23 protein-coding genes are annotated in these 19509 nt (G+C 67.8%); 11 read left to right on the top strand and 12 right to left on the bottom strand.

Translation table 11 applies throughout. From position 1 onward, the window contains the following. Positions 1 to 109: 109 nt before the first annotated feature. From ACIA49_RS17555 to ACIA49_RS17535, 5 genes are read right to left on the bottom strand one after another with little or no spacing between them, the layout of a single operon-like run. On the bottom strand, positions 110 to 1726 hold the full coding sequence (locus ACIA49_RS17555) for a glucoamylase family protein (RefSeq protein WP_396378209.1): 1617 nt from the start codon (positions 1724 to 1726) through the stop codon (positions 110 to 112). Between the two features lie 10 nt (positions 1727 to 1736). Next, positions 1737 to 2549, bottom strand: a complete 813-nt coding sequence (locus ACIA49_RS17550) for a carbohydrate ABC transporter permease (RefSeq protein ID WP_396378208.1) — start codon at positions 2547 to 2549, stop codon at positions 1737 to 1739. Further along, positions 2549 to 3484 carry a carbohydrate ABC transporter permease gene (locus ACIA49_RS17545; protein ID WP_396378207.1) on the bottom strand — a complete coding sequence of 312 codons (936 nt, stop codon included), beginning with the start codon at positions 3482 to 3484 and terminating at the stop codon, positions 2549 to 2551. The genes ACIA49_RS17550 and ACIA49_RS17545 overlap by 1 nt, the downstream gene beginning before the upstream one ends. Then, the gene (locus tag ACIA49_RS17540; protein ID WP_396378206.1) at positions 3484 to 4779 is read right to left on the bottom strand and encodes a sugar ABC transporter substrate-binding protein; all 1296 of its coding nucleotides are present in this window, start codon (positions 4777 to 4779) and stop codon (positions 3484 to 3486) included. Before ACIA49_RS17540 ends, ACIA49_RS17545 begins: the two co-directional genes overlap by 1 nt. Positions 4780 to 4806: 27 nt before the next feature. Further along, entirely contained in the window at positions 4807 to 5820 is a 1014-nt protein-coding gene (locus ACIA49_RS17535) for a LacI family DNA-binding transcriptional regulator (RefSeq protein ID WP_396378205.1), read from the bottom strand. Between the two features lie 104 nt (positions 5821 to 5924). Between ACIA49_RS17535 and ACIA49_RS17530 the strand changes: the two genes are divergently transcribed. Further along, on the top strand, positions 5925 to 6500 hold the full coding sequence (locus ACIA49_RS17530) for a histidine phosphatase family protein (protein WP_396378204.1): 576 nt from the start codon (positions 5925 to 5927) through the stop codon (positions 6498 to 6500). Here ACIA49_RS17530 and ACIA49_RS17525 read toward each other — a convergent pair. Further along, the gene (locus tag ACIA49_RS17525) at positions 6497 to 7051 is read right to left on the bottom strand and encodes a TetR/AcrR family transcriptional regulator (RefSeq protein ID WP_396378203.1); all 555 of its coding nucleotides are present in this window, start codon (positions 7049 to 7051) and stop codon (positions 6497 to 6499) included. The two genes, ACIA49_RS17530 and ACIA49_RS17525, sit on opposite strands and share 4 nt — an antisense overlap. Positions 7052 to 7136: 85 nt before the next feature. On the opposite strand from ACIA49_RS17525, the gene ACIA49_RS17520 reads away from it, so the two are divergent. Continuing rightward, positions 7137 to 7556, top strand: coding sequence for a DUF4267 domain-containing protein (locus tag ACIA49_RS17520; protein ID WP_396378202.1), 420 nt, complete (start codon positions 7137 to 7139; stop codon positions 7554 to 7556). Between the two features lie 13 nt (positions 7557 to 7569). On the opposite strand, the gene ACIA49_RS17515 is transcribed toward ACIA49_RS17520, so the two are convergent. The 3 genes from ACIA49_RS17515 to ACIA49_RS17505 all read right to left on the bottom strand — a co-directional run bounded on the left by ACIA49_RS17515 (position 7570) and on the right by ACIA49_RS17505 (position 9561). Next, the gene (locus ACIA49_RS17515; RefSeq protein WP_396378201.1) at positions 7570 to 8253 is read right to left on the bottom strand and encodes a hypothetical protein; all 684 of its coding nucleotides are present in this window, start codon (positions 8251 to 8253) and stop codon (positions 7570 to 7572) included. 96 nt (positions 8254 to 8349) lie between these two features. Beyond that, a complete protein-coding gene (locus tag ACIA49_RS17510; protein WP_396378200.1) occupies positions 8350 to 9114 on the bottom strand; it encodes a GNAT family N-acetyltransferase in 765 nt (254 codons plus the stop codon). A gap of 42 nt (positions 9115 to 9156) precedes the next feature. Beyond that, complete coding sequence (locus ACIA49_RS17505) at positions 9157 to 9561, bottom strand: NUDIX hydrolase (RefSeq protein ID WP_396378199.1); 405 nt, start codon at positions 9559 to 9561, stop codon at positions 9157 to 9159. 114 nt (positions 9562 to 9675) lie between these two features. Here ACIA49_RS17505 and ACIA49_RS17500 point away from each other — a divergent pair, with 114 nt between their 5' ends. The 7 genes from ACIA49_RS17500 to ACIA49_RS17470 all read left to right on the top strand — a co-directional run bounded on the left by ACIA49_RS17500 (position 9676) and on the right by ACIA49_RS17470 (position 15917). Further along, the gene (locus tag ACIA49_RS17500) at positions 9676 to 10560 is read left to right on the top strand and encodes a PHP domain-containing protein (protein WP_396378198.1); all 885 of its coding nucleotides are present in this window, start codon (positions 9676 to 9678) and stop codon (positions 10558 to 10560) included. Further along, on the top strand, positions 10557 to 11174 hold the full coding sequence (locus ACIA49_RS17495; RefSeq protein WP_391547653.1) for a MarC family protein: 618 nt from the start codon (positions 10557 to 10559) through the stop codon (positions 11172 to 11174). The genes ACIA49_RS17500 and ACIA49_RS17495 overlap by 4 nt, the downstream gene beginning before the upstream one ends. Before the next feature lie 13 nt (positions 11175 to 11187). Next, on the top strand, positions 11188 to 12048 hold the full coding sequence (locus tag ACIA49_RS17490) for a RecB family exonuclease (protein WP_396378197.1): 861 nt from the start codon (positions 11188 to 11190) through the stop codon (positions 12046 to 12048). Positions 12049 to 12288: 240 nt separating this feature from the next. Continuing rightward, on the top strand, positions 12289 to 13122 hold the full coding sequence (locus ACIA49_RS17485; RefSeq protein WP_396378196.1) for an alpha/beta fold hydrolase: 834 nt from the start codon (positions 12289 to 12291) through the stop codon (positions 13120 to 13122). 234 nt (positions 13123 to 13356) lie between these two features. Then, the gene (locus ACIA49_RS17480) at positions 13357 to 14154 is read left to right on the top strand and encodes an ABC transporter permease (RefSeq protein WP_396378195.1); all 798 of its coding nucleotides are present in this window, start codon (positions 13357 to 13359) and stop codon (positions 14152 to 14154) included. Further along, on the top strand, positions 14147 to 14962 hold the full coding sequence (locus ACIA49_RS17475) for an ABC transporter permease (protein ID WP_396378194.1): 816 nt from the start codon (positions 14147 to 14149) through the stop codon (positions 14960 to 14962). Before ACIA49_RS17480 ends, ACIA49_RS17475 begins: the two co-directional genes overlap by 8 nt. Before the next feature lie 4 nt (positions 14963 to 14966). Beyond that, a complete protein-coding gene (locus ACIA49_RS17470; RefSeq protein ID WP_396378193.1) occupies positions 14967 to 15917 on the top strand; it encodes an ATP-binding cassette domain-containing protein in 951 nt (316 codons plus the stop codon). A 249-nt stretch (positions 15918 to 16166) separates the two neighbouring features. On the opposite strand, the gene ACIA49_RS17465 is transcribed toward ACIA49_RS17470, so the two are convergent. From ACIA49_RS17465 to ACIA49_RS17455, 3 genes are read right to left on the bottom strand one after another with little or no spacing between them, the layout of a single operon-like run. Further along, a complete protein-coding gene (locus ACIA49_RS17465; protein WP_396378192.1) occupies positions 16167 to 16481 on the bottom strand; it encodes a hypothetical protein in 315 nt (104 codons plus the stop codon). Continuing rightward, on the bottom strand, positions 16478 to 16789 hold the full coding sequence (locus tag ACIA49_RS17460; RefSeq protein ID WP_396378191.1) for a hypothetical protein: 312 nt from the start codon (positions 16787 to 16789) through the stop codon (positions 16478 to 16480). The genes ACIA49_RS17465 and ACIA49_RS17460 overlap by 4 nt, the downstream gene beginning before the upstream one ends. Beyond that, positions 16786 to 17604, bottom strand: coding sequence for a hypothetical protein (locus tag ACIA49_RS17455; RefSeq protein WP_396378190.1), 819 nt, complete (start codon positions 17602 to 17604; stop codon positions 16786 to 16788). The genes ACIA49_RS17460 and ACIA49_RS17455 overlap by 4 nt, the downstream gene beginning before the upstream one ends. Before the next feature lie 189 nt (positions 17605 to 17793). Here ACIA49_RS17455 and ACIA49_RS17450 point away from each other — a divergent pair, with 189 nt between their 5' ends. Then, positions 17794 to 18309, top strand: coding sequence for an RNA polymerase sigma factor (locus ACIA49_RS17450; protein ID WP_396378189.1), 516 nt, complete (start codon positions 17794 to 17796; stop codon positions 18307 to 18309). Next, entirely contained in the window at positions 18306 to 19421 is a 1116-nt protein-coding gene (locus ACIA49_RS17445) for a hypothetical protein (RefSeq protein WP_396378188.1), read from the top strand. Before ACIA49_RS17450 ends, ACIA49_RS17445 begins: the two co-directional genes overlap by 4 nt. Positions 19422 to 19509 lie beyond the last annotated feature (88 nt).

Below are 19509 nucleotides of genomic sequence, written 5' to 3'. Positions count from 1 at the left end.
TCTCGGCGAGTCTTCGGACGTACTCGCGGTCGCGTCGCTGGGATCTCCGTAGCGTCCGAAGGACTCGCGGGGAATGTCGGCGAGTTTTCGGACGCTAGCGGTGGCCGGGTCATGCGAGTCCCGACTCGAAGCGTTCGAGGCTGATCACCGGGCGGATGCCGCGTTCGGCGCGGCGGTCGGCGAAGCTGCGCCGGATCAGGTCGTTGCCGAAGACGTTGCCGATGGCACCCATCACCATCGCCTGGTCCAGCGACAGGTAGCGCTTCGCGATCAGCCCCGACTTCACCGCGACCGAGTCGTAGAACCCACCGGCGCCGTACGCGTGCAGCGTGGTCTCGATCCGGCTCAGGTTCTCGATCGCCTGCCGGGGTGCGTACGACATCGCGAGGAACGCCGCATGCGGCGTCACCACACCATCGCCGTACGTCGGGTTGGGGTTGACGCCGTCGCGACAGCCCTCGAAGCCGGCGTCGAAGTTCGTCCCCTCGAGGTCCGACGGGTAACCGCCGGGGTCCATGCCGATCGGCTCGACGCCGTACACGGAGTAGCCGCCCTTCGGGTTCGAGGCGGGGGAGAAGCCCCAGTAGCCGTACTTCGCCTCGTCCAGCCCGTGCTCGATCTGCGCGCGGACCGTCAGCGGATGGTTGATGCCCCAGCTGCGCGGCGCCCAGGTCGACTCCGGAACGAACAGGTCCGGCATCAGCGACTCGAACATGTCACCGCCCCACGACGGGACGAGCCGCATGCCGCGGTACGAGTAGGTGCCCTCGAAGACGTCGAGCCCGAGATAGGTGCGGTGCACACCCTTCGGCTTCTGCTCGACCCAGGACCAGTCGCACGAATCCGGGAAGGTCCGGTACGTCGCGAAGTACTGGGTGTGGGGGACCTGTCCGAGCGCGAACCCGACGTACCCGGCGATGCGAGCCTCGGTGTTGAGGGTGTCGTAGTGGAACTTTCGGTAGTACACGTCCGGACCGGTGCCGGCGTGATTGCCCTTGTCGGTCTCCTCGTCCGGCGGTGGGGTCTCGAAGAAACCACCGCGCATCAGACCGCCGGGGCGGGCCGCGGGGTTGTAGTAGTAGGCGAAGTTCATCTTGTTCAGCAGCGAATCCGCGAGGGCGCGGGCGCGCGGCTCCGCGGTGCGGACGACCATCAGGGCACACGCGAACCAGCCGTTGTCGACACTGGACACGAACGGGGTGATCGGCTTGGTGCCGTCAGGATCGACGTACCGGACCGCACCGGTCGCCTCGTCGTACCAGTTGAAGAACATGCCGCTGGGTTCGTGGTGGACGACGTTCTTCATCGTGGTCAGCGTCTGCGTGATCCGGCGCAGCGACTCCTGGGGCGAGATGATGCCCAGGTGCCGCGCGACGACCGTGCTCCACAGATAGCCGCCGATGTTGGTCGGCGAGGTGTAACTGCTGCGCGTCGGGTCGGAGACGGACTCCCCGATGTTGTCGGCGGGCAGACCGGTGCGTTCGTCGGTCATCGCGACGATGCTGCGCCAGGTATCCCGGGCCCACCGTCCCACGAGCGCCTTGTCGGCGCGGCTCGGTCGCCAGCCACCCTTCAGGAGCTCAGCGGGCGAGACCCCAGGCCCGTGCCCAGCTCCTTGGATGCCGGATGAGCCTGGCTCCCCTCCGTAGGCTCGGGTGGTCCCCCCGAGGAGTGCGGCGGATCCGGCGGCGGTCAACAATGTGCGGCGGTTGATGGTGGCGGTCATCAGAGTCTCCTTATTTCAGGCCGGTAATGGCGATGCCCTTGGTGACGTGGCGCTGGAAGACCAGGAAGAGCACCAGGACCGGTACGACGACCACGACCGCGCCGGCCATCAGCAGACCGAAGTTCTGCGCGTTCTGGCCGGTCGAGTAGAGGGCGAGCGCGACGGGCAGGGTGTATTTGTCCTCGGTCTGGGCGATCACCAGCGGCCAGAGGAAGTTGTTCCAGGAGCCGAGGAAGGTGAGGATGCCGAGCGTGGCCAGGGCGGGCCGGGTCAGCGGCAGCATGATCCGCGCGAAGATCCCCAGCTCACCGGCGCCGTCGACGCGCCCCGCGTCCATCAGGTCGTCGGGCAGCGACCCGAAGAACTGCCGCATCAGGAAGACGCCGAACGGCGAGACCAGGAACGGCAGGATCAGGCCGGGGTAGCTGTTGGCCAGTCCGGCGTTGGTGACGAGCACGAACAGCGGGACGAACGTGACCATGCCCGGGATCATCAGCGTCGCCAGCACCAGCACGAACAACGCGTTCTTGCCCTTGAAGTGCAGCTTGGCCAACGCGTAGCCGATCATCGAGCAGAAGATCAGGTTGCCCGCGGTCACGACCAGCGCGACGATGCCGGAGTTCAGGAAGTAGCGCGGGAAGTGCGCCTTGCTGAACAGGGCGGCGTAGTTCTCGGTGGTCGCGTTCTCGGGCAGCCAGGTCGGCGGGACCCGGAGCAGCTCGCCCTGGGCCTTGAAACTGCCGAGCAGCATCCAGACGAACGGCGCGGCGACCGCGACCAGGCCGAGGACTCCGATCAGGTAGATCCACCAGGTGCGGCGCATCACTTCTCCCTCAGCAGCCGGAACTGGATGAACGTGACGACGGCGATCACGACGAACAGGAGGTAGGCCATCGACGTCGCCAGCCCGTAGTTGCCGAAGCCGAACTGCTGGTAGGTGTACATCGACACCGAGACCGTGCTGTTCAGCGGACCGCCCTGGGTCATCACGAACGGCTCCTCGAAGAACTGCAGGTAGCCGATTCCCGTGGTGACGCTGGTGAACAGGACCGTTGGCCTGAGCAACGGCAGGATCAGATGCCGGAATCGTTGCCATGAGCCCGCACCGTCGAGCTGACCGGCCTCCTCGACCGACTGCGGGATGCCCTGCAGCCCGGCCAGGAAGATGATCATCGCCGAGCCGAAGTTGCGCCAGATCGCCATCGCGATCAGCGACGGCATCGCCCAGGTCTTCGACCCCAGCCAGTTCGGGCCGTCGATGCCGAACCAGCCGAGCACGGTGTTCAGCAGCCCGGCATCAGGTGCGAGCACGAACCGCCAGATCACCGCGATCGCGACGATCGACGTGACCACCGGCAGGTAGTAGCCGACCTTGAACAGGGCCTGGAACCGCTTCACGCCACGATCCAGCAGTACGGCGGCCGCCAGCGCGACGACGAGCGTCAACGGCACCCCGACCACGACGAAGTACGCCGTGTTGAAGGCCGCCTTGCGGAACGTCTCGTCCTGCAACGCCTTCACGTAGTTGCCGAACCCGACGCCCTCCACCGCGAACGGCGTCCGCAGATCGCGCTGGCGGGTGTCGGTGAAGCTCATCCCGAGCGAACCGAGCACGGGCCCGGCCGTGAAGGCGAGGAAGAGCACGACGAACGGCAGCACCAGGACCCAGGCCGCGAGCGTCTCCCGGCTCGGTCCGCGCCGACCACCTTCGGGCGGCGGCGTTCGTCGTACCGTCCGCGGCTCCGTGATCGTTGCCATCAGCTACCGCCGGTGCCGATCTGGGAGGCCTTGGTCTGAATGGCCTTGGCGGTGTCGGCGGGGGACTGGCCGGCCTTGACCATCTTCTCGACCTCGGCGTCGAAGGCCGCGGCGACCTGCTCCCAGTTCACGATCGCCGGCGGTGCCTTGGCGTCCTCGAGCTGCTTGCCGAAGACCGGGAGCAGCGGGTCGTCCGCGATCGTCGGGTCGTCCCAGGCGCTCTTCACGGCCGGCAGATCGGTCGACAGCTTGAACCAGGCGGCCTGGGTCTTTGCCTCCGACAACCACTTGACCAGCTTCCAGGCGCTGTCCTTGTTCTTCGAGTTCTTGAACACGGCGAAGTTCGCGCCCCCGACGAAGGAGGTCGCGGTCTTGTTCTTCGGCAGCTGGAAGACGCCGATGTTCGGTTTCATCGCGGGCCCACCGACCTTCGCGACCGAGCCGGCCATCCACGGTCCGGAGATGAACATCGGCGCCGTACCGTTCACGAACTGTGCCTCGGTCTGGTTCGGCGGCAGGTCGGTCCCGGCGATCTTGTCGGTGAAGTAGCTCTGGAAGTACTGCAGTCCTTCCTGCATGGCCGGGGTGTCCAGCGTGAACGACTTCTGGTCGTCCCCGGTGATCTCGGCCCCGGCCGACCACGCGAACGGCATCACGGTCTCCCACGACCCGGTCCCGCCCGGCTGCAGGTTGATGCCGTACTTCGCGCCGGCCTTGTCCTGCATGGCCTTCGCCATCGCCTTCAGGCCGGCCCAGTCGGTCGGGAGCGTGGTGATGCCGGCCTTCTTGGCCAGGTCCTTGCGGTAGTACACGAGCCGCGTCTCGACGTACCAGGGAACGCCGTACTGGACGTCCTTGACCTTGGTGGTGTCGAGCGCACCCTCGAAGAAGGACGAGTTGTCGAAGCCCTGCGGGGTCGGATCGAGCGCGCCGAGATCAGCGAACTCACCCATCCACGTGCTGCCGACCATCGCGGCGTCCGGCACGCTCTGCGCGGTGATCGCGGTGGTGAACTTGTTGTGCGCGGCGTCCCAGGGGATCGGCGTGACCGTCACCTTCACGCCAGGGTTGGCCTGCTGGAACTGCTCCAGGAGCTTGGGCAGGTTCTCACCTTCGGTGCCCATCGCCCAGACGGTCAGGTTCCCGGTGGCGGGTCCGTCGCTCACGGTGGTGGTCGACTGAGCGCCGGCGTCCGGGCTGTCGGTCGACCGGCCGCAGGCGGCCAGTGCCAACGACAGCGACAGGGTCGCGGCGCAGCCGATCACCAGTCGGCGGCGGATGCTGTGGGTGAACATTGATTTGTCTCCTCACTCGGTTACTGCCTACTGCTGTGTTGCCCCCGAGGTGCCACAGCTGTCCCGCAGGACAAGCTCAGTGGCGAGTACGTCGTTCCGTGCACGGGACCGCTCTCCGGTCACCCGCTCGTGCAACCGCTGCGCCGCCAGCTGCCCCAGCTCAGCCATCGGCTGCCGCACGGTCGTCAATCCCGGCGACACATAACGAGCCGCCATCACGTCGTCCCACCCCGTCACCACAACGTCTTCCGGTACGGCGATGCCCGCGGCCCGCAAGGTGGTGAGCACGGCCAGCGCGAGCTCGTCGTTCGCGCACACCAGTCCGTCCGGACGGTTGCCTGCGGCAAGGACCTTCTCGGCGACCTGCTTCCCCGACTGCTCCGTCAGCGGCACGCGCAGGGGTTCGCCGACCGCCTTGCCTCGAGACCGCAGTGCGGTGGCGAATCCGGCGTACCGCTCGGAAACGTCGTACGAGCTGGCCGGATCACCGACGAACACGAGTTGCTGCCGGCCGTGATCGAGCAGCCGGGATGTGAGCCGCTCGGCACTCGACGCACTCTCGGTGCGAACCGAATCGCACCCTGTCACCGGTGGATGCGCGACCAGGACCAGCGGTACGCCGGCCTTGTGCAGCTCCTGGATCGTGGACCGTTCGAGAGCGTTGCCGTGGACAACGATCCCGTCGACCCGGCCGGCCAGGTCCCGCACCGACCGCCGTGGATCCGTGTTGCCCTGCGTGACTGTCAGTACGACGCTCTGACCGTGCTCACCGGCCCAGCGCTCGTATCCCATCAGCAGATCGCCGTAGAACGGACCGCTCAGATCCGGCAGCACCAACCCGTGCGCCTCATGCCGTTGCACCGCGAGACTTCGCGCGGCCCGCAACGGCATGTAATTGAGTTCGGCCGCGGCCTGCCCCACCTGTGCGCGCGCCTTCTCCGAAACCGGTCCAGTCCCTTGCAGCACACGCGAAACCGTCGCGATCGACAGCTTCGCGCGCGCCGCGACGTCGTAGATCGTCGCCGGGCGGCCGGTCGCCATGAAACCTCCAGTGGAAGCGCTTACACTTTGGTTACCCTGCCTTGGATCGTTCAAACGGTCAAGGGCTCGGATCCGTTGAGCGGGTGATCTGACAGGATGCCTGCGTGACCACCGCGGAACGCAAAGACCGGCTCTTCCTGGTTCGGCACGGCGAGACCGAATGGAGCAAGAACGGCCGGCACACCTCCGTCACCGACCTCCCGCTGACTCCGGAGGGTGAAGCGGTCGCCGCCTCGCTCCGGGCCCGGCTGGCAGACGAGGACTTCGACCTCGTCCTCACCTCACCGCGCGCTCGCGCCCGCCGTACCGCCGAACTCGCCGGCTTCCCGCAGGCCGAGGTCGACGACGACCTCGCCGAATGGAACTACGGCGACTACGAAGGCGTGACCACCGCGGACATCCGCAAAACTGTCCCCGGCTGGACGGTCTGGGCGGACCCGGTACCCAACGGCGAAACGCCTGTCGAGGTCTCGACCCGCTTGGATCGCGTCGTCGCCCGGATCGCCGCCACCGACGGCGACACTCTGGTCTTTGGTCACTCCCACGCTCTGCGAGCCCTCGCTGCCCGCTGGCTCGAACTGGATGTCACCGAAGGTCGTCATTTCGTGTTGGACACCGCTACGGTCTCCACGCTCGGCTGGGACCGAGGCTCCCCCGCAATCCTTCGCTGGAACAGCTAAGCGGTCACCAGGCGGACGAGTTGCGCGATGCGATCCGAGCGCTGGGCCGGGCGGAGGCGTCGGTCCTGGTTGAGCGTCGCTTGACCGTGCAGGGCGCTCCAGAACACTTCGGTTCGCGTCTCGGCGTCGCCGTCGGCGTAAGGCTCTACGGCGGCGCGTAGTTCGCCGAAGGTCGCCTTCAGGATCTCCGGGCTCTCGGCTGATCCGAACACCAGGTCGGTGCGGCGCGTGAAGATCGCCGCGTAGACGGCCGGGTGCGCTTCGGCGTAGCCGAGGTAGGCCTCGGCCAGGCCTCTTAGTCCATCGGCCTCGCGCGCTGATCGCAGTTCGACGGTCAGCTCGGCGATCCCTTCGAGCGCCACTGCCGTGACGATCGCCTGCATGTTCGTGAAGTGGCTGTAGAGCACCGGCTGGCTGTACTCGACTGCCTCGGCCAGGCGCCGCGTCGTCACGGCATCCCAGCCGTCCGCCTCGGCAAGCTCGCGGGCGGTGCGCACGATCAGCGCCCCCCGCTCGGCACGGGCACGTTCACGTCGGTCCAAGGTCGGCATGACCCGATGCTAGCAGTGCTAGACAATCTAGCGACTGCAATGTTAGCGTCGCTAGGAAAATTAGCAACGCTAGAAACTGGAGACCATGATGCGCCGCTTCACCACCGTCCTGACCGTCCTGCTCGGCCTCTTCCCGCTCACCTTCGGCACCCGCTTCCTCTTCGACGGCCCGGCCGCCGCGGCCGGCTTCGGCATCACCGCCGACGCGGGCGGCTTCTTCCCGGTCAAAGGCATCCGCGACATCGCCCTCGGCCTCGTCGTACTGGCTCTCTTCGCCCTCGGCCAGCGCCGCCCCACCGGCATCATCCTGGCCGTGATGGCGATCGTCCCCATCACCGACGCCATCGTCGTCACCACCCACGGCGGCTCCCTCGCCACCGCCCTCCTCATCCACGCCCTCACCGCTGCCGTCATGCTCGCCGACGCCGCCCTCCTCCTCCGCGAACCCGCCCAATCCCCCGAATCAGCCCATTTGCGGGGAGCTACTGCCTCTCAGGGGCAGTAAACCCCCGCAAAGCTCACCGAATCGGACACGAAGGGCTGCAGGCGTGGGCCTTCGTGGTGGGCTTGCGCCGGCGAATGCCCGCCAGCACCTGTACGGCGGCCGCACACGGCCGGCTCGTGATGTCGAACCAGCCGTACCGCAGCGTCGCTTCGCCCCGCAGCGTTGCGCGGTTGTCGCGGTCCAGGTCCCGCCATTGCTGCTGCGGTACCACATGCAGCCGCCCGTCCAACTCGACGCTCAACCCTTCGTAGTACACGTCGGTGTACTCGTCGTCCACCGCCCGCTGACGCTCCCCGACCGGGAGCCCGTGCCGCCGTTCGACATCCTGCAGATACCGAAGCTCCAGTAGCGAATGCGAGCCTGCGGCCACGTCCGCGATGATCGGTCGCAGTTCCCGCCGATGGCGCAACCGTGTCCGAACATCCAACGCCGCCAGCAGGTCGGCCGCCGTGACCCTGCCGCTCTGGCAGGCCTCGGCGACGACCGCGGCTGCCTGGTCCAGGGTTCGCGATCCGCCGACCACGTCCAGTACGGCGTGCGCCGCCGTACGGCGAGGTGGCACGGCTCGAGCGAGCCGATCGGCCCAGTGCCTGTCCCGGTGGATCACCAGCCCAGGTCGCGACGCGATCTGGCGCTGATGCTGAATCAGCGCCGCTAGCCCTTCGGCATCGAGTTGCCGCTCCCACCACCAACCCATCAGACCAGCGTGACGGATTTCCGCCGACCGCGTCAGACGTCCTGTGGATAACCGTTTTGCGGGGATCTACTGCCGCTCAGAGGCAGCAGATCCCCGCTAATCGGAGACGACCAGCTCGTAGAGGTCGACGGTGCAGTGGGTGCGGAAGCCGAGGGACTCGTAGACGGGGCGGCCGGCGGAGGACGACTCCAGTACGGCGTACTCGGTGTCGGCGTGGGTGAGGGCCTCGTGGGTGAGGGCGGCGCCGATGCCGCGGCGGCGGGCTTCGGGGACCGTCATGACGAAGTAGACGCCGGCGACACCGGCCGCCAAGTAGATGGTGATGGTTCCGACGGGGGAGCCGTCGAGGGTCGCGAGGTAGTGCCGCCACGGATCGGCGTACCCGAGCTTGCGGTAGACCGAGGCGACCCAGCGGGCTTCCTTCTCACCCTCACCGAATCCCCGCCCCAGCGTGTCGGCCCACACCGCGAGCCCCGCGTCATCGACGACGCGCACAAGCTCCAGCCCCGGTACGCCGCTCGGCCGGACCAGCTCGCTGAGGGCAACCGCCATCCCCGGCTCGCTCCCACCATGCGTGAACCCGGCGGCCAGGAGACGTTCACCCAGGTCGGCGGTCCGCATGGACGGGCCGACGTGCCAGCAGCCGGGTACGCCGTACCGGCGCAGCTCGGCCACCGACTCCGCGACCACCTGCTCACCGGAGCCCGCGACGACCGCGTTGTGGTAGTCGAGCGGCGACCCACCGATCGTCCACCGCGCGACCCCGTCGTCCCGTTGGCTACCGCCGCCGGCCGCCCCCATGGCCATCAGGAGGTCAGCAGCGTTGTCCTCGATCGCGCGCACCAGGTCGGAGTCGTCCATCGACCCAGTGTCACGTGCCGTCGTGCTGGTGGCGATCGGATTTCAGCTGGGTAGGGCGTTCCACTGGTCCAACGTGGAAATGAGCAGGGTGGTCGTGGGGAGGGCGAGGAGTTCGGAGCGGGTGACGAAGCGGGCGTCGGTGGCGTCGTCGCCGGGGGTGAGGGTGCCGGCGGTGGGCGTGGCTTCGTAGTCGCGGATCACGTAGAGGCGGCCTTGTGGGGCTTCGCGTTCGACCTCGCCGACCAGGGTGCCGACCGCGACGGTGAGACCGGTCTCCTCAGCCACCTCGCGCGCCACGGCGGTGGGATCGTCCTCGCCCGGTTCGACGCGACCGCCGGGTGGGGCCCAGAGACCGCGGCCGGGGTCGTTGGCGCGGCGGACGACGAGCAGGCGGCGTTGCTCGTCGTACACGAGTGCTCCCACACAGTCGATGCGTTCCGGATCCATGGCAGGCAGAGTAGGCGTTGTTGTGGATAAGCGGCAGGGTCAGGGGTCAACGACGGATAGCATCTGCGGTGACAGATGTCCATATCAGGTACGGCGAAGGGATCCCGACCGCTCGTGCGCATCGACCTGCACACCCATTCGAACCGCTCGGACGGCACCGACCCGGTGGACGACCTGATCACGCACGCCCAGCAGGCGGGGCTCGATGTGATCGCGCTCACCGACCACGACACCGCCGACGGCTGGACGGAGGGGCGGCTGGCGGCCGAGCGACTCGGGATCGGGTTCGTGCCGGGGATCGAGATCTCCTGCAAGTTCGAGGGGATCAGCGTGCACCTGCTCGGCTATCTGCTCGATCCGTCGTCGCCGCAGCTGTCCGCGGAGCTGCGGACGGTCCGCGAGGGCCGGACCGACCGGATCCCGGCGATCGTTGCCCGGCTCAACAGCATCGGCGTCCCGCTGACCGTCGACGAGGTGCTCGCCCAGGCGACCGGTACGCCGTCGGTCGGGCGACCGCACGTCGCCGACGCATTGGTTGCCAACGGCACCGTCGCGAACCGGACCGAGGCGTTCGACCGGTTCCTGGCCGACGGCCGGGCCGGGCACGTCTCGCACTACGCGATCGACCCCGGGCACGCGATCGACCTGGTGCGGGAGGCCGGCGGCGTACCGGTGATCGCGCATCCGTGGGGCCGCTCCAGCTACAAGGTGATGACCGAGGACATGATCGCGCAGCTGGTCAGTGAGCACGGGCTGGCCGGCATCGAGGTCGAGCACCAGGACCATTCACCGCAGTCGCGGGCCGCACTGACCCGGATCGCCGACGATCTCGGGATCATCCGGACCGGGTCGAGCGATCACCATGGCGCGGGCAAGATCGACCATGACCTGGGTGTGAACACGACCGACCCGGAGCAGTTCGAGCGGTTGCTCGAGGTCGCGAAGGTCAACGCGGCGGCCGCCCCCGGCGTACAGGCTCCTGAGGCGTACCTGCCGTGAACAGCATCATCAACGTCGGTCTGCTCAGCGAGGTCGTGGTCACGCTCTTCGTGATCATGGACCCACCCGGCACCGTGCCTGTGTTCATCTCGCTGACCGCCGGCCAGTCCCGCGCGGTCCGCAAACGGGCCGCGTGGCAGGCGGTGCTGGTCGCGTTCGGTGTGATCGTGGTGTTCGCGGCCTTCGGCCAGCAGATCCTGTCCCACCTCGGCATCACGCTCCCGGCGCTGCAGTGCGCGGGCGGTCTGCTGCTTCTGCTGATCGCGTTGCAGCTCCTGACCGACACGGCCGAAGACCCGGTCCAGACGAAGAACGTCAACATCGCCTTCGTCCCCTTGGGTACGCCGTTGCTCGCGGGCCCGGGTGCGATCGTCGCCACCATGGTGTTCGTGCAGCGCGCGAACGGCTCGCTCCCGGACGTGGTCGCGATCTCGGTCGGCATCATCCTGATCCACCTGATCATGTGGCTGACGCTGCGGTTCTCCGGGCTGATCATGCGGCTGCTCGGGGAGAACGGCGTACTGCTGGTGACCCGGATCGCCGGTCTGCTGCTGAGCGCGATCGCCGTCCAGTTGGTGGCCGACGCGGTGAGCGACTTCATCAAGGCAGGCTGATTTGCTGCCCGATATGCCGACGCGGTTGTTCGTCGCGACGCCGACCAAGCTGATGACGTTCGCGGACTGCAAGCGCAAGTACCGCTACACGTATCTGGAGCGACCGCGCCCGCCGAAGGGTCCGCCCTGGGCACACAACACGGTCGGCGGGATCGTCCACGAGGTGCTCGCGGACTTCTTCGGCCGGTGGCCGGCCTCTCGCCGTACGCCGGACGAGGTGGTCACGCGTATCCGGGAGGGCTGGCGCAACGAGGGATTCCGCGACGAGGCCCAGTCGCTGGAGTGGCGCGACCGAGCCACCGAGATGGTGCTCGGGTATCTGCGCGAGTCCGACCCGTACTACGAACCTCGTGGGGTGGAGCGGACAGTCGCTTTCACCACTGAGCGAGCCTCACTGCGCGGCCGGGTCGACCGGATCGATGAGCGGCCTGCGCGTGAAGGCGGCGGGACCGAGCTAGCGATCGTCGACTACAAGACCGGCCGCCGCCCGCTCACCGCGGACGACGCGCGGTCGTCTCTCGCGATGGCGCTGTATGTCCTCGGCGCGCGCCGGGTCCTGCACCGCCCGTGTACCCGCGTCGAGCTGCACCACCTCCCGACCAACACCGTCGCCGCGGCCGATCACGACGACGCCTCCCTCGCCCGGCACCAACGCCGCGCCGAATCCATCGTCAACGACGCCTCCGCCGCCGAAGCCCGCTGGGCCGAAGGCCTCACCCCAGCCGAGGCCGACGAAGCCTTCCCGCCCGAACCGTCCCCGCTGTGCGGTTGGTGTGACTTCGCCCGCATCTGCCCCCAAGGCCGCCGAGTATCCCCACCCCGCGACCCCTGGGCCGCCCTCGAAGACGTCACCCCCACCGAAGACTTCGACTAACCCCCACCGCCCCCAGATCCGCACGCCGCAGCGAACGTCCGAAGAACCGGAGACGGGCCCTCCGATCGTTCGGACGTTAGCCCCGGGGTCTTCGCAACGTCCGAAGAACCGGAGACGGGTCCTCCGATCGTTCGGACGTTGTGGGAGGGGTAGGCGATGGGGCCGTGTCAGCGCTGTGTGCGTGGCGTGCCAGCGGGTCCCGGCACGCTGGGGGCAACGAGTGGAGAGGGGTTGGCTGCGATGAGTGCCAAGACGGTGAACAAGGTGGCTGTGCCGGGTGCGACGCTGCATTACGAGGTCACAGGGTCGGGGCCGGTGCTGCTGTTGATCGCCGGCGGTGGCACCGACGCGGGGATCTTCGACGGGATCGTCGGCCGGCTCGCCGCGGACTACACAGTCGTCGCGTACGACCCGCGCGGCAATTCCCGCAGCCCGTACGACGGTGGCGCAGCCGACGAGCGCGTCGACCAGTCGGCTGACGACGCGCTGGCGTTGCTCGACGCGGTCGGCGCGACCGAACCGGTGTACGTGTTCGGGAGCAGTTCGGGCGCGATCACCGGCCTCGAGCTGATCACCCGGCACCCCGACCGGGTGCGGCTGCTGATCGCCCACGAGCCTCCGTGTGTCGAGGTCCTGCCGGACGCGCCGGACCACCGCGCGTTCTTCGAGCAGGTCTACGACACCTACCGTACGGACGGTGTCGAGGCCGCCGACGTCCTGTTCAGTCGCGGCATCGGTACCGACGAGGACGAGCCGCCGAAACCGGAGGACCTGTACCCGGAGGTCCTGGAGATGTTCCTGCGCTTCCAGGCCAACGCGGCCAACTTCTACGAACACAAGCTGCTGCCGTTCACCCGCTACCAGCCCGACCTGGACGCCCTGAGGGCAGTTGCCACCCGCATCGTCCCCGCCGCGGGCGGGACGTCGGTCGAGTACCTACCGGCTCGCCCGATCCAGCAGATCGCCGAGATCCTTGGCTGGCCGGTGGTCAGCTTCCCCGGCGCCCACGCCGGCTACATCAGCCACGCCGAGCCCTTCGCCACCCTCCTCGCCCGGGTCCTCGAGACCGACTGACCCCCGGCCGGCCGGAGTCTGAGGGGTCTCCGGCCGGCCCGGTTGCGGTAACTCGGTTGACGGCCGCCTGGCGGGCGTCGTACGGTCGGCACCTTTCCTTGACAAGACGGCGTGGATCACCCATGCCTGCCACAGTGGTGTCCGAACCCCCGGGTCCTGATGGATTCGGGGGAGTTCTGCGTGCTGCTGTGGGCTTTCGGACACCGCTCTTGAGGTTTGTGAGAGGAGGTTGCCGTGGGCGTCTATTGGGCGATCGCAGTCCGGTCGTTCCGACGCTTTTCGACGTACCGGATCGCGACGGTGTCCGGTGCGTTCACCAATTCGGTATTCGGGTTCATCCTGTGCGGGGTGTACCTGACGTTGTGGCACGAGCGGCCGGGGCTCGGCGGGTACGACGTCAACGACGCGCTGACGTTCGTGTGGCTGCAGCAGGGGTTGCTGTTGCCGATCGGGATCTTCGGCGCCAGTACGACGATCGAGCTCGGGGAGCGGGTCCGGAGCGGGGAGATCGCGGTCGACCTGTACCGGCCGACGCACCTGCTGCTGTGGTGGCTGTCGATGGACCTGGGCCGGGCGATGTTCCAGCTGATCGTGCGCGGCGGGATCCCATTGCTGGTGGGGGCGCTGGTCTTCGACCTGAACTTCCCGTCCGGTGCGGTGGCCTGGCTGGCCGTTGCCGTCGGCCTCGTGCTGGCGGTCGTGGTCAGCTTCGGGATCCGGTACCTGGTCGCGCTGTCCGCGTTCTGGATCACCGACTCCCGCGGGATGGAGGCGGCGGCGATGATGCTGTCGCTGTTCTTCTCCGGGACGATCCTGCCGCTGGTGGTGTTCCCCGGCTGGTTCGGTGAGCTCGCCCGGGCGACGCCGTGGGCCGGAACGCTGCAGGTGCCGATCGACATCTGGCTCGGCCGGAACCCGAACGGGATCGGCGGTGCGTTGCTGTTCCAGATCGGCTGGATCCTGGTCCTGTTCCTGGCCGGGCAGTTGCTCACCCAGCTGGCGATGCGCAAGGTGGTGGTCCAGGGTGGTTGAGCGAATCCTGCAGGCTCCGGGACAGTTCTGGATGCTCGCGCTGATGTGGATCCGGTCCACGCTGGCCTATCCGGCGTCGTTCGCGCTGATGATGGTGACCGGGATCCTGATCACGATCACCGATTTCGTCGCGGTGCTGCTGATGTTCAGCCACATCACCGCGTTCGGCGGCTTCTCGCTGGCCGAGATGGCGTTGCTGTACGCAACATCCTCGCTGACGATGGGGATCGCCGACCTGATCGTCGGCAAGGTCGAACAGGTCGGGCGGCGGATCCGCAGCGGTGCCCTGGACTCGTACCTGGTCCGGCCGGTGCCGGCGATCATCCAGACCGCGGCCGACGAGTTCCGGCTCGACAAGCTCGGCCGGATCGCGCAGGCGGTGACGGTGCTGGTGATCGCGCTGGTGCACATCGACGTCGACTGGACTGTTGCCAAAGGCATCATGCTGGTCGTGGGGACGCTCGCCGGTGCGCTGATCTTCGGGTCGTTCTTCGTGCTCGGCGCGGCCTTCCAGTTCATCGCGATCGACTCCGCCGAGCTGGCCAACTCCTTCACGTACGGCGGGCGCACGCTGACCCAGTACCCGTTGACCGCCTTCGGCAAGGACATCGTGCGGGCGGTCACGTTCGTCGTACCGCTGGCGTTTGTGAACTTCTACCCGGTGCTGTTCGTGCTGGGCAAGCAGGCCCCGCTGGGACTGCCGTCCTGGATCGGGTTGCTGTCCCCGGTCGCCGCCGCCGTCATGGTCGCCCTCGCCGCCCTCGGCTGGCGCGGCGGGCTTCGTCGCTATCGCAGTACAGGGAGCTGAAATCGTGCCAGTGATCGAACTAGACAACGTGTCGCGCGCCTTCACCGTGACGTCACGCAACGGGCTGCGCCGTACCAAGCGGGAGGTCCGTGCGGTCGACGGCCTGTCGTTCAGCGTCGAACCCGGCGAGGTTGTCGGCTACATCGGCCCGAACGGCGCCGGCAAGTCCACCACGATCAAGATGCTCACCGGCATCCTGGTCCCGACCGGCGGCACCATCCGCGTGGCCGGCGTCGACCCGTCCCGCCACCGCCTCAAGCTCGCCAAGCGCATCGGCGTCGTCTTCGGCCAGCGCACCACGCTCTGGTGGGACCTGCCGCTGAAGGACTCCTTCGCGGTCCTGCAGAAGATGTACGGCGTCCCGATCGCGCGGCATCGCGAGAACCTGGCGACCTTCGTGGAGCTCCTCGACCTCGGGGACCTCCTCGACGTACCGGTCCGCCAACTGTCGCTGGGCCAGCGCATGCGCGGCGACATCGCCGCGGCCCTGCTGCACGACCCCGAGATCGTCTACCTCGACGAACCCACCATCGGCCTCGACGTGATCAGCAAGGCCCGCCTGCGCGAGTTCCTCGCCCAGATCAACGCCGAACGCAAGATCACCGTCATCCTCACCACCCATGACCTCGACGACATCGAAGCCCTCTGCACCCGCGTCATGGTCATCGACCACGGCCGCCAGATCTTCGACGGCACCCTCCCCGACCTCCGCTCCAGCCAGTCCGCCCCCAGAACCCTGGTAGTAGACCTGGCCACCTCCCTGCCCCCCATCACCATCCCCGGCGCCACGGTCACAAAGGTCGACGGCCCCCGCCAGCACCTCACCTTCCCACCCACCACCAGCGCAGCCCCCCTGGTAGCCCACCTGGCCGCCAACTACCCCCTGGCCGACCTGACCATCGCCGAACCCACCATCGAATCCATCATCACCCAGCTCTACACCCCCGTCCCCTGACCCGCAGAAGACCGCCCAACTCCCACCAAGGGCACATTGGTGATCTCAACGCCCGGGAACCGCCGCCGCATCGCCGCCTCATACCGGTCGGCGTAAGCGGACTCGCCGATGTAGTCACCGATCGGGTTCTGCCCGACCCAAACCCGCACCCGCCGCCGCGGCGACGAAGAAGCAATCGTGCCTACTGTCACCCCACCGACGCTACAAACCCCAATGGTCGAAAGTGTTACCCCCAGTTACAAACTGAAGTCAGCCAAGATCGGCAACCATCGAGGCAAAGACGACCTCCGGGTGCATAGCTCCCTCATCAGCCCGCCACCGCTCCAACGAGTCCGCCAACTCGACCTCGTCCACCTGCCCCACCCCATCCCGAATCGCCCGCTGCGCCTCCGCGACGCCGATGTCGACGTACTGGAGTTCGTTCAAGAAGAAGTAGTCGTGCCGAGCCCCGTCGTTCCGGTGAAACCTCCCCGTGTTCCCCACATAAGTCCAAACATCCTCATCCACCAAGGCCCCCACCCACAGCACCTCGCCCCCGTCCTTGATCAAGAACAATCGAGTCATGCGCGGTAGCCGGCCGCCATCGACAACACGTCGGCCGGGTCGAGCGGCTTGGGATCCGCCCGCCACTCCACCAGCACCTCGTCGTACTCGTCCTCGTCGAGGGTGCCGACACCCTGGGCGATCAGCCGGCGAGCATCGGCTGGGCCGATCTCCTCGTAGCTGAAGTCCCGGTCCATGTAGAAGTCGTTGCGCAAGGCATTGTTGTCGTGGAACTTCCCGGTGTTGGCGACGTACGCGTACATCGTCTCGTGCGCCAGCGCCGCCACCCACACGAGTCGCTCGTCCTGCTTGACGAGAAACAGTCTCATCGCACCACTCCGTCGTTCTTCTCGAGGGCTGCTGCCCGTGCAGTCGGTCGGTCTACGTGGTCGTCCTTGGCGTTCGCGGAGTTCGTCAACGCCTGCTGCGAATCACTGTAATTGTTGACGGCCACGCGTCGGCCGCCGAGCGTTGTGAGTTCGGCGATTCCGGCCGGTGGGCTGAGGGTGGCGGATGCCGCGACACACTTGTCACGGGCAGCCGCACGTTCGTCAGGAGTCGCGGAGACGCTGCGCTCGATCTCGTACCACGGTGTCGTCAGCTCCTTCACCTTCAGCGATGCTGTCGAGTGGAACTGCAGCTCGATACGCGGCGAGTCGGGTGCCTCCATGTAACCGTGGACGCCTTTGTACCGTGAGCCCTCCGTATACGAGTGCATGACGTGCCTTACTCGCCAGCCGCGGCTGAGGAGCTGAGCCACCGTGTGGCGTGCGGCGGCAACCACTTGATCGGGCGCCTCAACCACAACCGTGTAGCGAAGGATGTCGTCCATCGGGCGATCGTTGCCCTTCGCCGTCCAGCTCTGAATCTTGCGGGCGAGGGATTCTGGGGATTTCACTCGGCGGTTGAGTTGGTAGGCCGACCCGTTGGGCGGGAGGGAGGCGAGGAACTCGGCTGTTCGGTCGGGCTCGACGGCTGCGGCTTGGGCCAGGAGGCGGAGTGCTTTCTGGGCTGCCTTGGCGCCGTGGCGGTGGGCGATGTCGGCTGCGTCGTACGGCGTACTGCCCCAGTCGAGCTCGTGGTGAGCGGAGAAGCGCCGTAGGAGCGTGGTGGGGTCGGGCGGGTCGTCGCGGGTGGGTGGCATGTGGTCTCCCCAGGTCGTGGGTCTCCTTCGACGGTAGGGAGTTTGGGGACGGCTGTGGGGTGGGTTTGGGGGATCTGTGGATAACTCGGGGTGGTTACGAAGGGTGGGTGGGGGTGACTTGGGGGTGGTGGGGTCGTTGAAATGTGGGTTGGGACCCAACCTGAGTGGGATTCGAGGGGTAGAACAGGTATGCCGACTTTGACGGGTGGGGCCGTGGTGGTGGAGGGGCCGCCGGGGGACGGGTCTGCCTTTGTCGAGTGGGTGCGGCCGCATGTGGGGGCGATGGCTCGGTTGGCGGGGCGGTTGGGGGTGGGGGCGGACCGGGACGACATTGTGCAGGAGGCGTTGGCCCGGGCTTGGGTGAAGCGGAGCCAGTACGACGGGAGCCGGGGGACCGCGTCGGCGTGGTTGCTGGCGATCACGGCGGACCAGGCGCGCAAGGCGGTCAGGCGGGTGCGGGCGGTCGGCGTACTGGAGGAGTACGACGGGCCGGGGGTGCGGCCTGATGTCGAGGGGCGGATCGATGTCGGGCAGGCGCTGGGGGAGTTGCCGGCGCGGCAGCGGTTGGCGGTCGACTGTTTTTACTTCGCGGATCTGTCAGTTGCCGACACGGCCGCGGTCATGGGGTGTTCCGAGGGCACCGTGAAGTCCACGTTGTCCGATGCGCGGGCCCGCCTGCGTACATTGCTGGAGGTCAGCGAATGAATCCGATCGACGGGCGTGACACGGTCGACGACCTGCTGCGGCAGGCCGGTGCGCAGTGGCGCGCCGAGCAGCCGCCGGCACCTGAGCCGGACCTGGACCGGATCACCACCGGAACCCAAAGCAGCGGCAGCGGCCCGCGGCGTTGGGTGCCGGCGCTCGCCGCGGCCAGCGTCGCAGCTATCGCGGCCGTCACGCTGACCGTGCTCCCCGACACCGGTAGCCAACCGGTCCAACAGTCTGCCCCGCAGCTAGGACCGGCGAGCCTGCCGCCCGCCGGACCGACCCCCCAAGCGGTCGAGTCCGTTGCTCAAGGCAATCAGCCGACCGGCTCGAACGACGACCTGCTCGTCCGCAACGGCGACAAGGTCCACCTCAGCGGCGAGGTCATCGCGGCCCCCAACACCGCGCCGCTCTTCTGCGCGTCCCACCCGATCCCGATGATCGGCTACCTGCCTGGTTCCGCGCCGAAGCCCAGTTGCCCGGCCGGTCTCCAGGTCACGCTGAAGGGCGTGGACGTCGATCGGCTGACGGCCCTGACGACGGTCGACGGCGTTCGCCAGGGTCGCGCTGCGCTGACTGGCATCTGGAACGACAAGACCGTCGACGTCCAGCAGCAGAGCGCGCCCGAGCCGGACCTCGACCTCGTCACCCCACCGCTACAGTGCCTGCCGCCGCAGGGCGGCTGGAAGGTGAAGCCGGCCAACCTCGAGGCTCCCGCCGTGACCAAGTTCCTGGACAGTCATCGCGGGCAGGCGTTCGGCCCCGTGACCTACTCCGTGGACGGCCCGGGCACAGCCAAGGCAGTCGTTGCCTTCCTCGGGGTCGCGCACGGTGATCGCGCCGCGTTTCGGAAGGCGTTCGAGAAGGTCTACACCGGGAACCTGTGTGTCGGTCCGGCCCGGCTGAGCCAGAGCGACGCCGACCGGCTCTCCAAGGACATCGGCGGGCTGATGGATCGTGCCGACCTGGGGATCACCACTAGCTACACCCAGATGGACGGCGCCAGCGAGAACGTGCGGCTGCTGGTCTACACGGACGCGGTGAAGGCGGCGCTGGCCCCGATCGGCCTCGGCGACCTGCGCGTAGAGCCGGAGATCCGTCCCGTCCACTGATTGCAGTAGACCTTCGAGCAGGATCGAAACACCGGACGGACCGTCCTCGCCATGCCATCGTGTCCGCATCGACACGAGGCGTGAGGTT

It is taken from the genome of Kribbella sp. NPDC051587 (assembly GCF_044453945.1).
Taxonomy (GTDB): domain Bacteria; phylum Actinomycetota; class Actinomycetes; order Propionibacteriales; family Kribbellaceae; genus Kribbella.
This window is presented reverse-complemented; position numbering and strand designations above follow the sequence as displayed.

Excerpts from the sequence above, each read along its gene's own strand:
- ACIA49_RS17520 (WP_396378202.1), top strand. The coding sequence starts at position 7,137 with ATGATGCGCCGCTTCACCACCGTCCTGACCGTCCTGCTCGGCCTCTTC.
- ACIA49_RS17540 (WP_396378206.1), bottom strand. The coding sequence starts at position 4,779 with ATGTTCACCCACAGCATCCGCCGCCGACTGGTGATCGGCTGCGCCGCG.
- ACIA49_RS17510 (WP_396378200.1), bottom strand. The coding sequence starts at position 9,114 with ATGGACGACTCCGACCTGGTGCGCGCGATCGAGGACAACGCTGCTGAC.
- ACIA49_RS17460 (WP_396378191.1), bottom strand. The coding sequence starts at position 16,789 with ATGAGACTGTTTCTCGTCAAGCAGGACGAGCGACTCGTGTGGGTGGCG.
- ACIA49_RS17550 (WP_396378208.1), bottom strand. The coding sequence starts at position 2,549 with ATGCGCCGCACCTGGTGGATCTACCTGATCGGAGTCCTCGGCCTGGTC.
- ACIA49_RS17525 (WP_396378203.1), bottom strand. The coding sequence starts at position 7,051 with ATGCCGACCTTGGACCGACGTGAACGTGCCCGTGCCGAGCGGGGGGCG.
- ACIA49_RS17445 (WP_396378188.1), top strand. The coding sequence starts at position 18,306 with ATGAATCCGATCGACGGGCGTGACACGGTCGACGACCTGCTGCGGCAG.
- ACIA49_RS17545 (WP_396378207.1), bottom strand. The coding sequence starts at position 3,484 with ATGGCAACGATCACGGAGCCGCGGACGGTACGACGAACGCCGCCGCCC.
- ACIA49_RS17485 (WP_396378196.1), top strand. The coding sequence starts at position 12,289 with ATGAGTGCCAAGACGGTGAACAAGGTGGCTGTGCCGGGTGCGACGCTG.
- ACIA49_RS17515 (WP_396378201.1), bottom strand. The coding sequence starts at position 8,253 with ATGGGTTGGTGGTGGGAGCGGCAACTCGATGCCGAAGGGCTAGCGGCG.
- ACIA49_RS17490 (WP_396378197.1), top strand. The coding sequence starts at position 11,188 with ATGCCGACGCGGTTGTTCGTCGCGACGCCGACCAAGCTGATGACGTTC.
- ACIA49_RS17450 (WP_396378189.1), top strand. The coding sequence starts at position 17,794 with ATGCCGACTTTGACGGGTGGGGCCGTGGTGGTGGAGGGGCCGCCGGGG.
- ACIA49_RS17535 (WP_396378205.1), bottom strand. The coding sequence starts at position 5,820 with ATGGCGACCGGCCGCCCGGCGACGATCTACGACGTCGCGGCGCGCGCG.
- ACIA49_RS17555 (WP_396378209.1), bottom strand. The coding sequence starts at position 1,726 with ATGACCGCCACCATCAACCGCCGCACATTGTTGACCGCCGCCGGATCC.
- ACIA49_RS17455 (WP_396378190.1), bottom strand. The coding sequence starts at position 17,604 with ATGCCACCCACCCGCGACGACCCGCCCGACCCCACCACGCTCCTACGG.
- ACIA49_RS17505 (WP_396378199.1), bottom strand. The coding sequence starts at position 9,561 with ATGGATCCGGAACGCATCGACTGTGTGGGAGCACTCGTGTACGACGAG.
- ACIA49_RS17465 (WP_396378192.1), bottom strand. The coding sequence starts at position 16,481 with ATGACTCGATTGTTCTTGATCAAGGACGGGGGCGAGGTGCTGTGGGTG.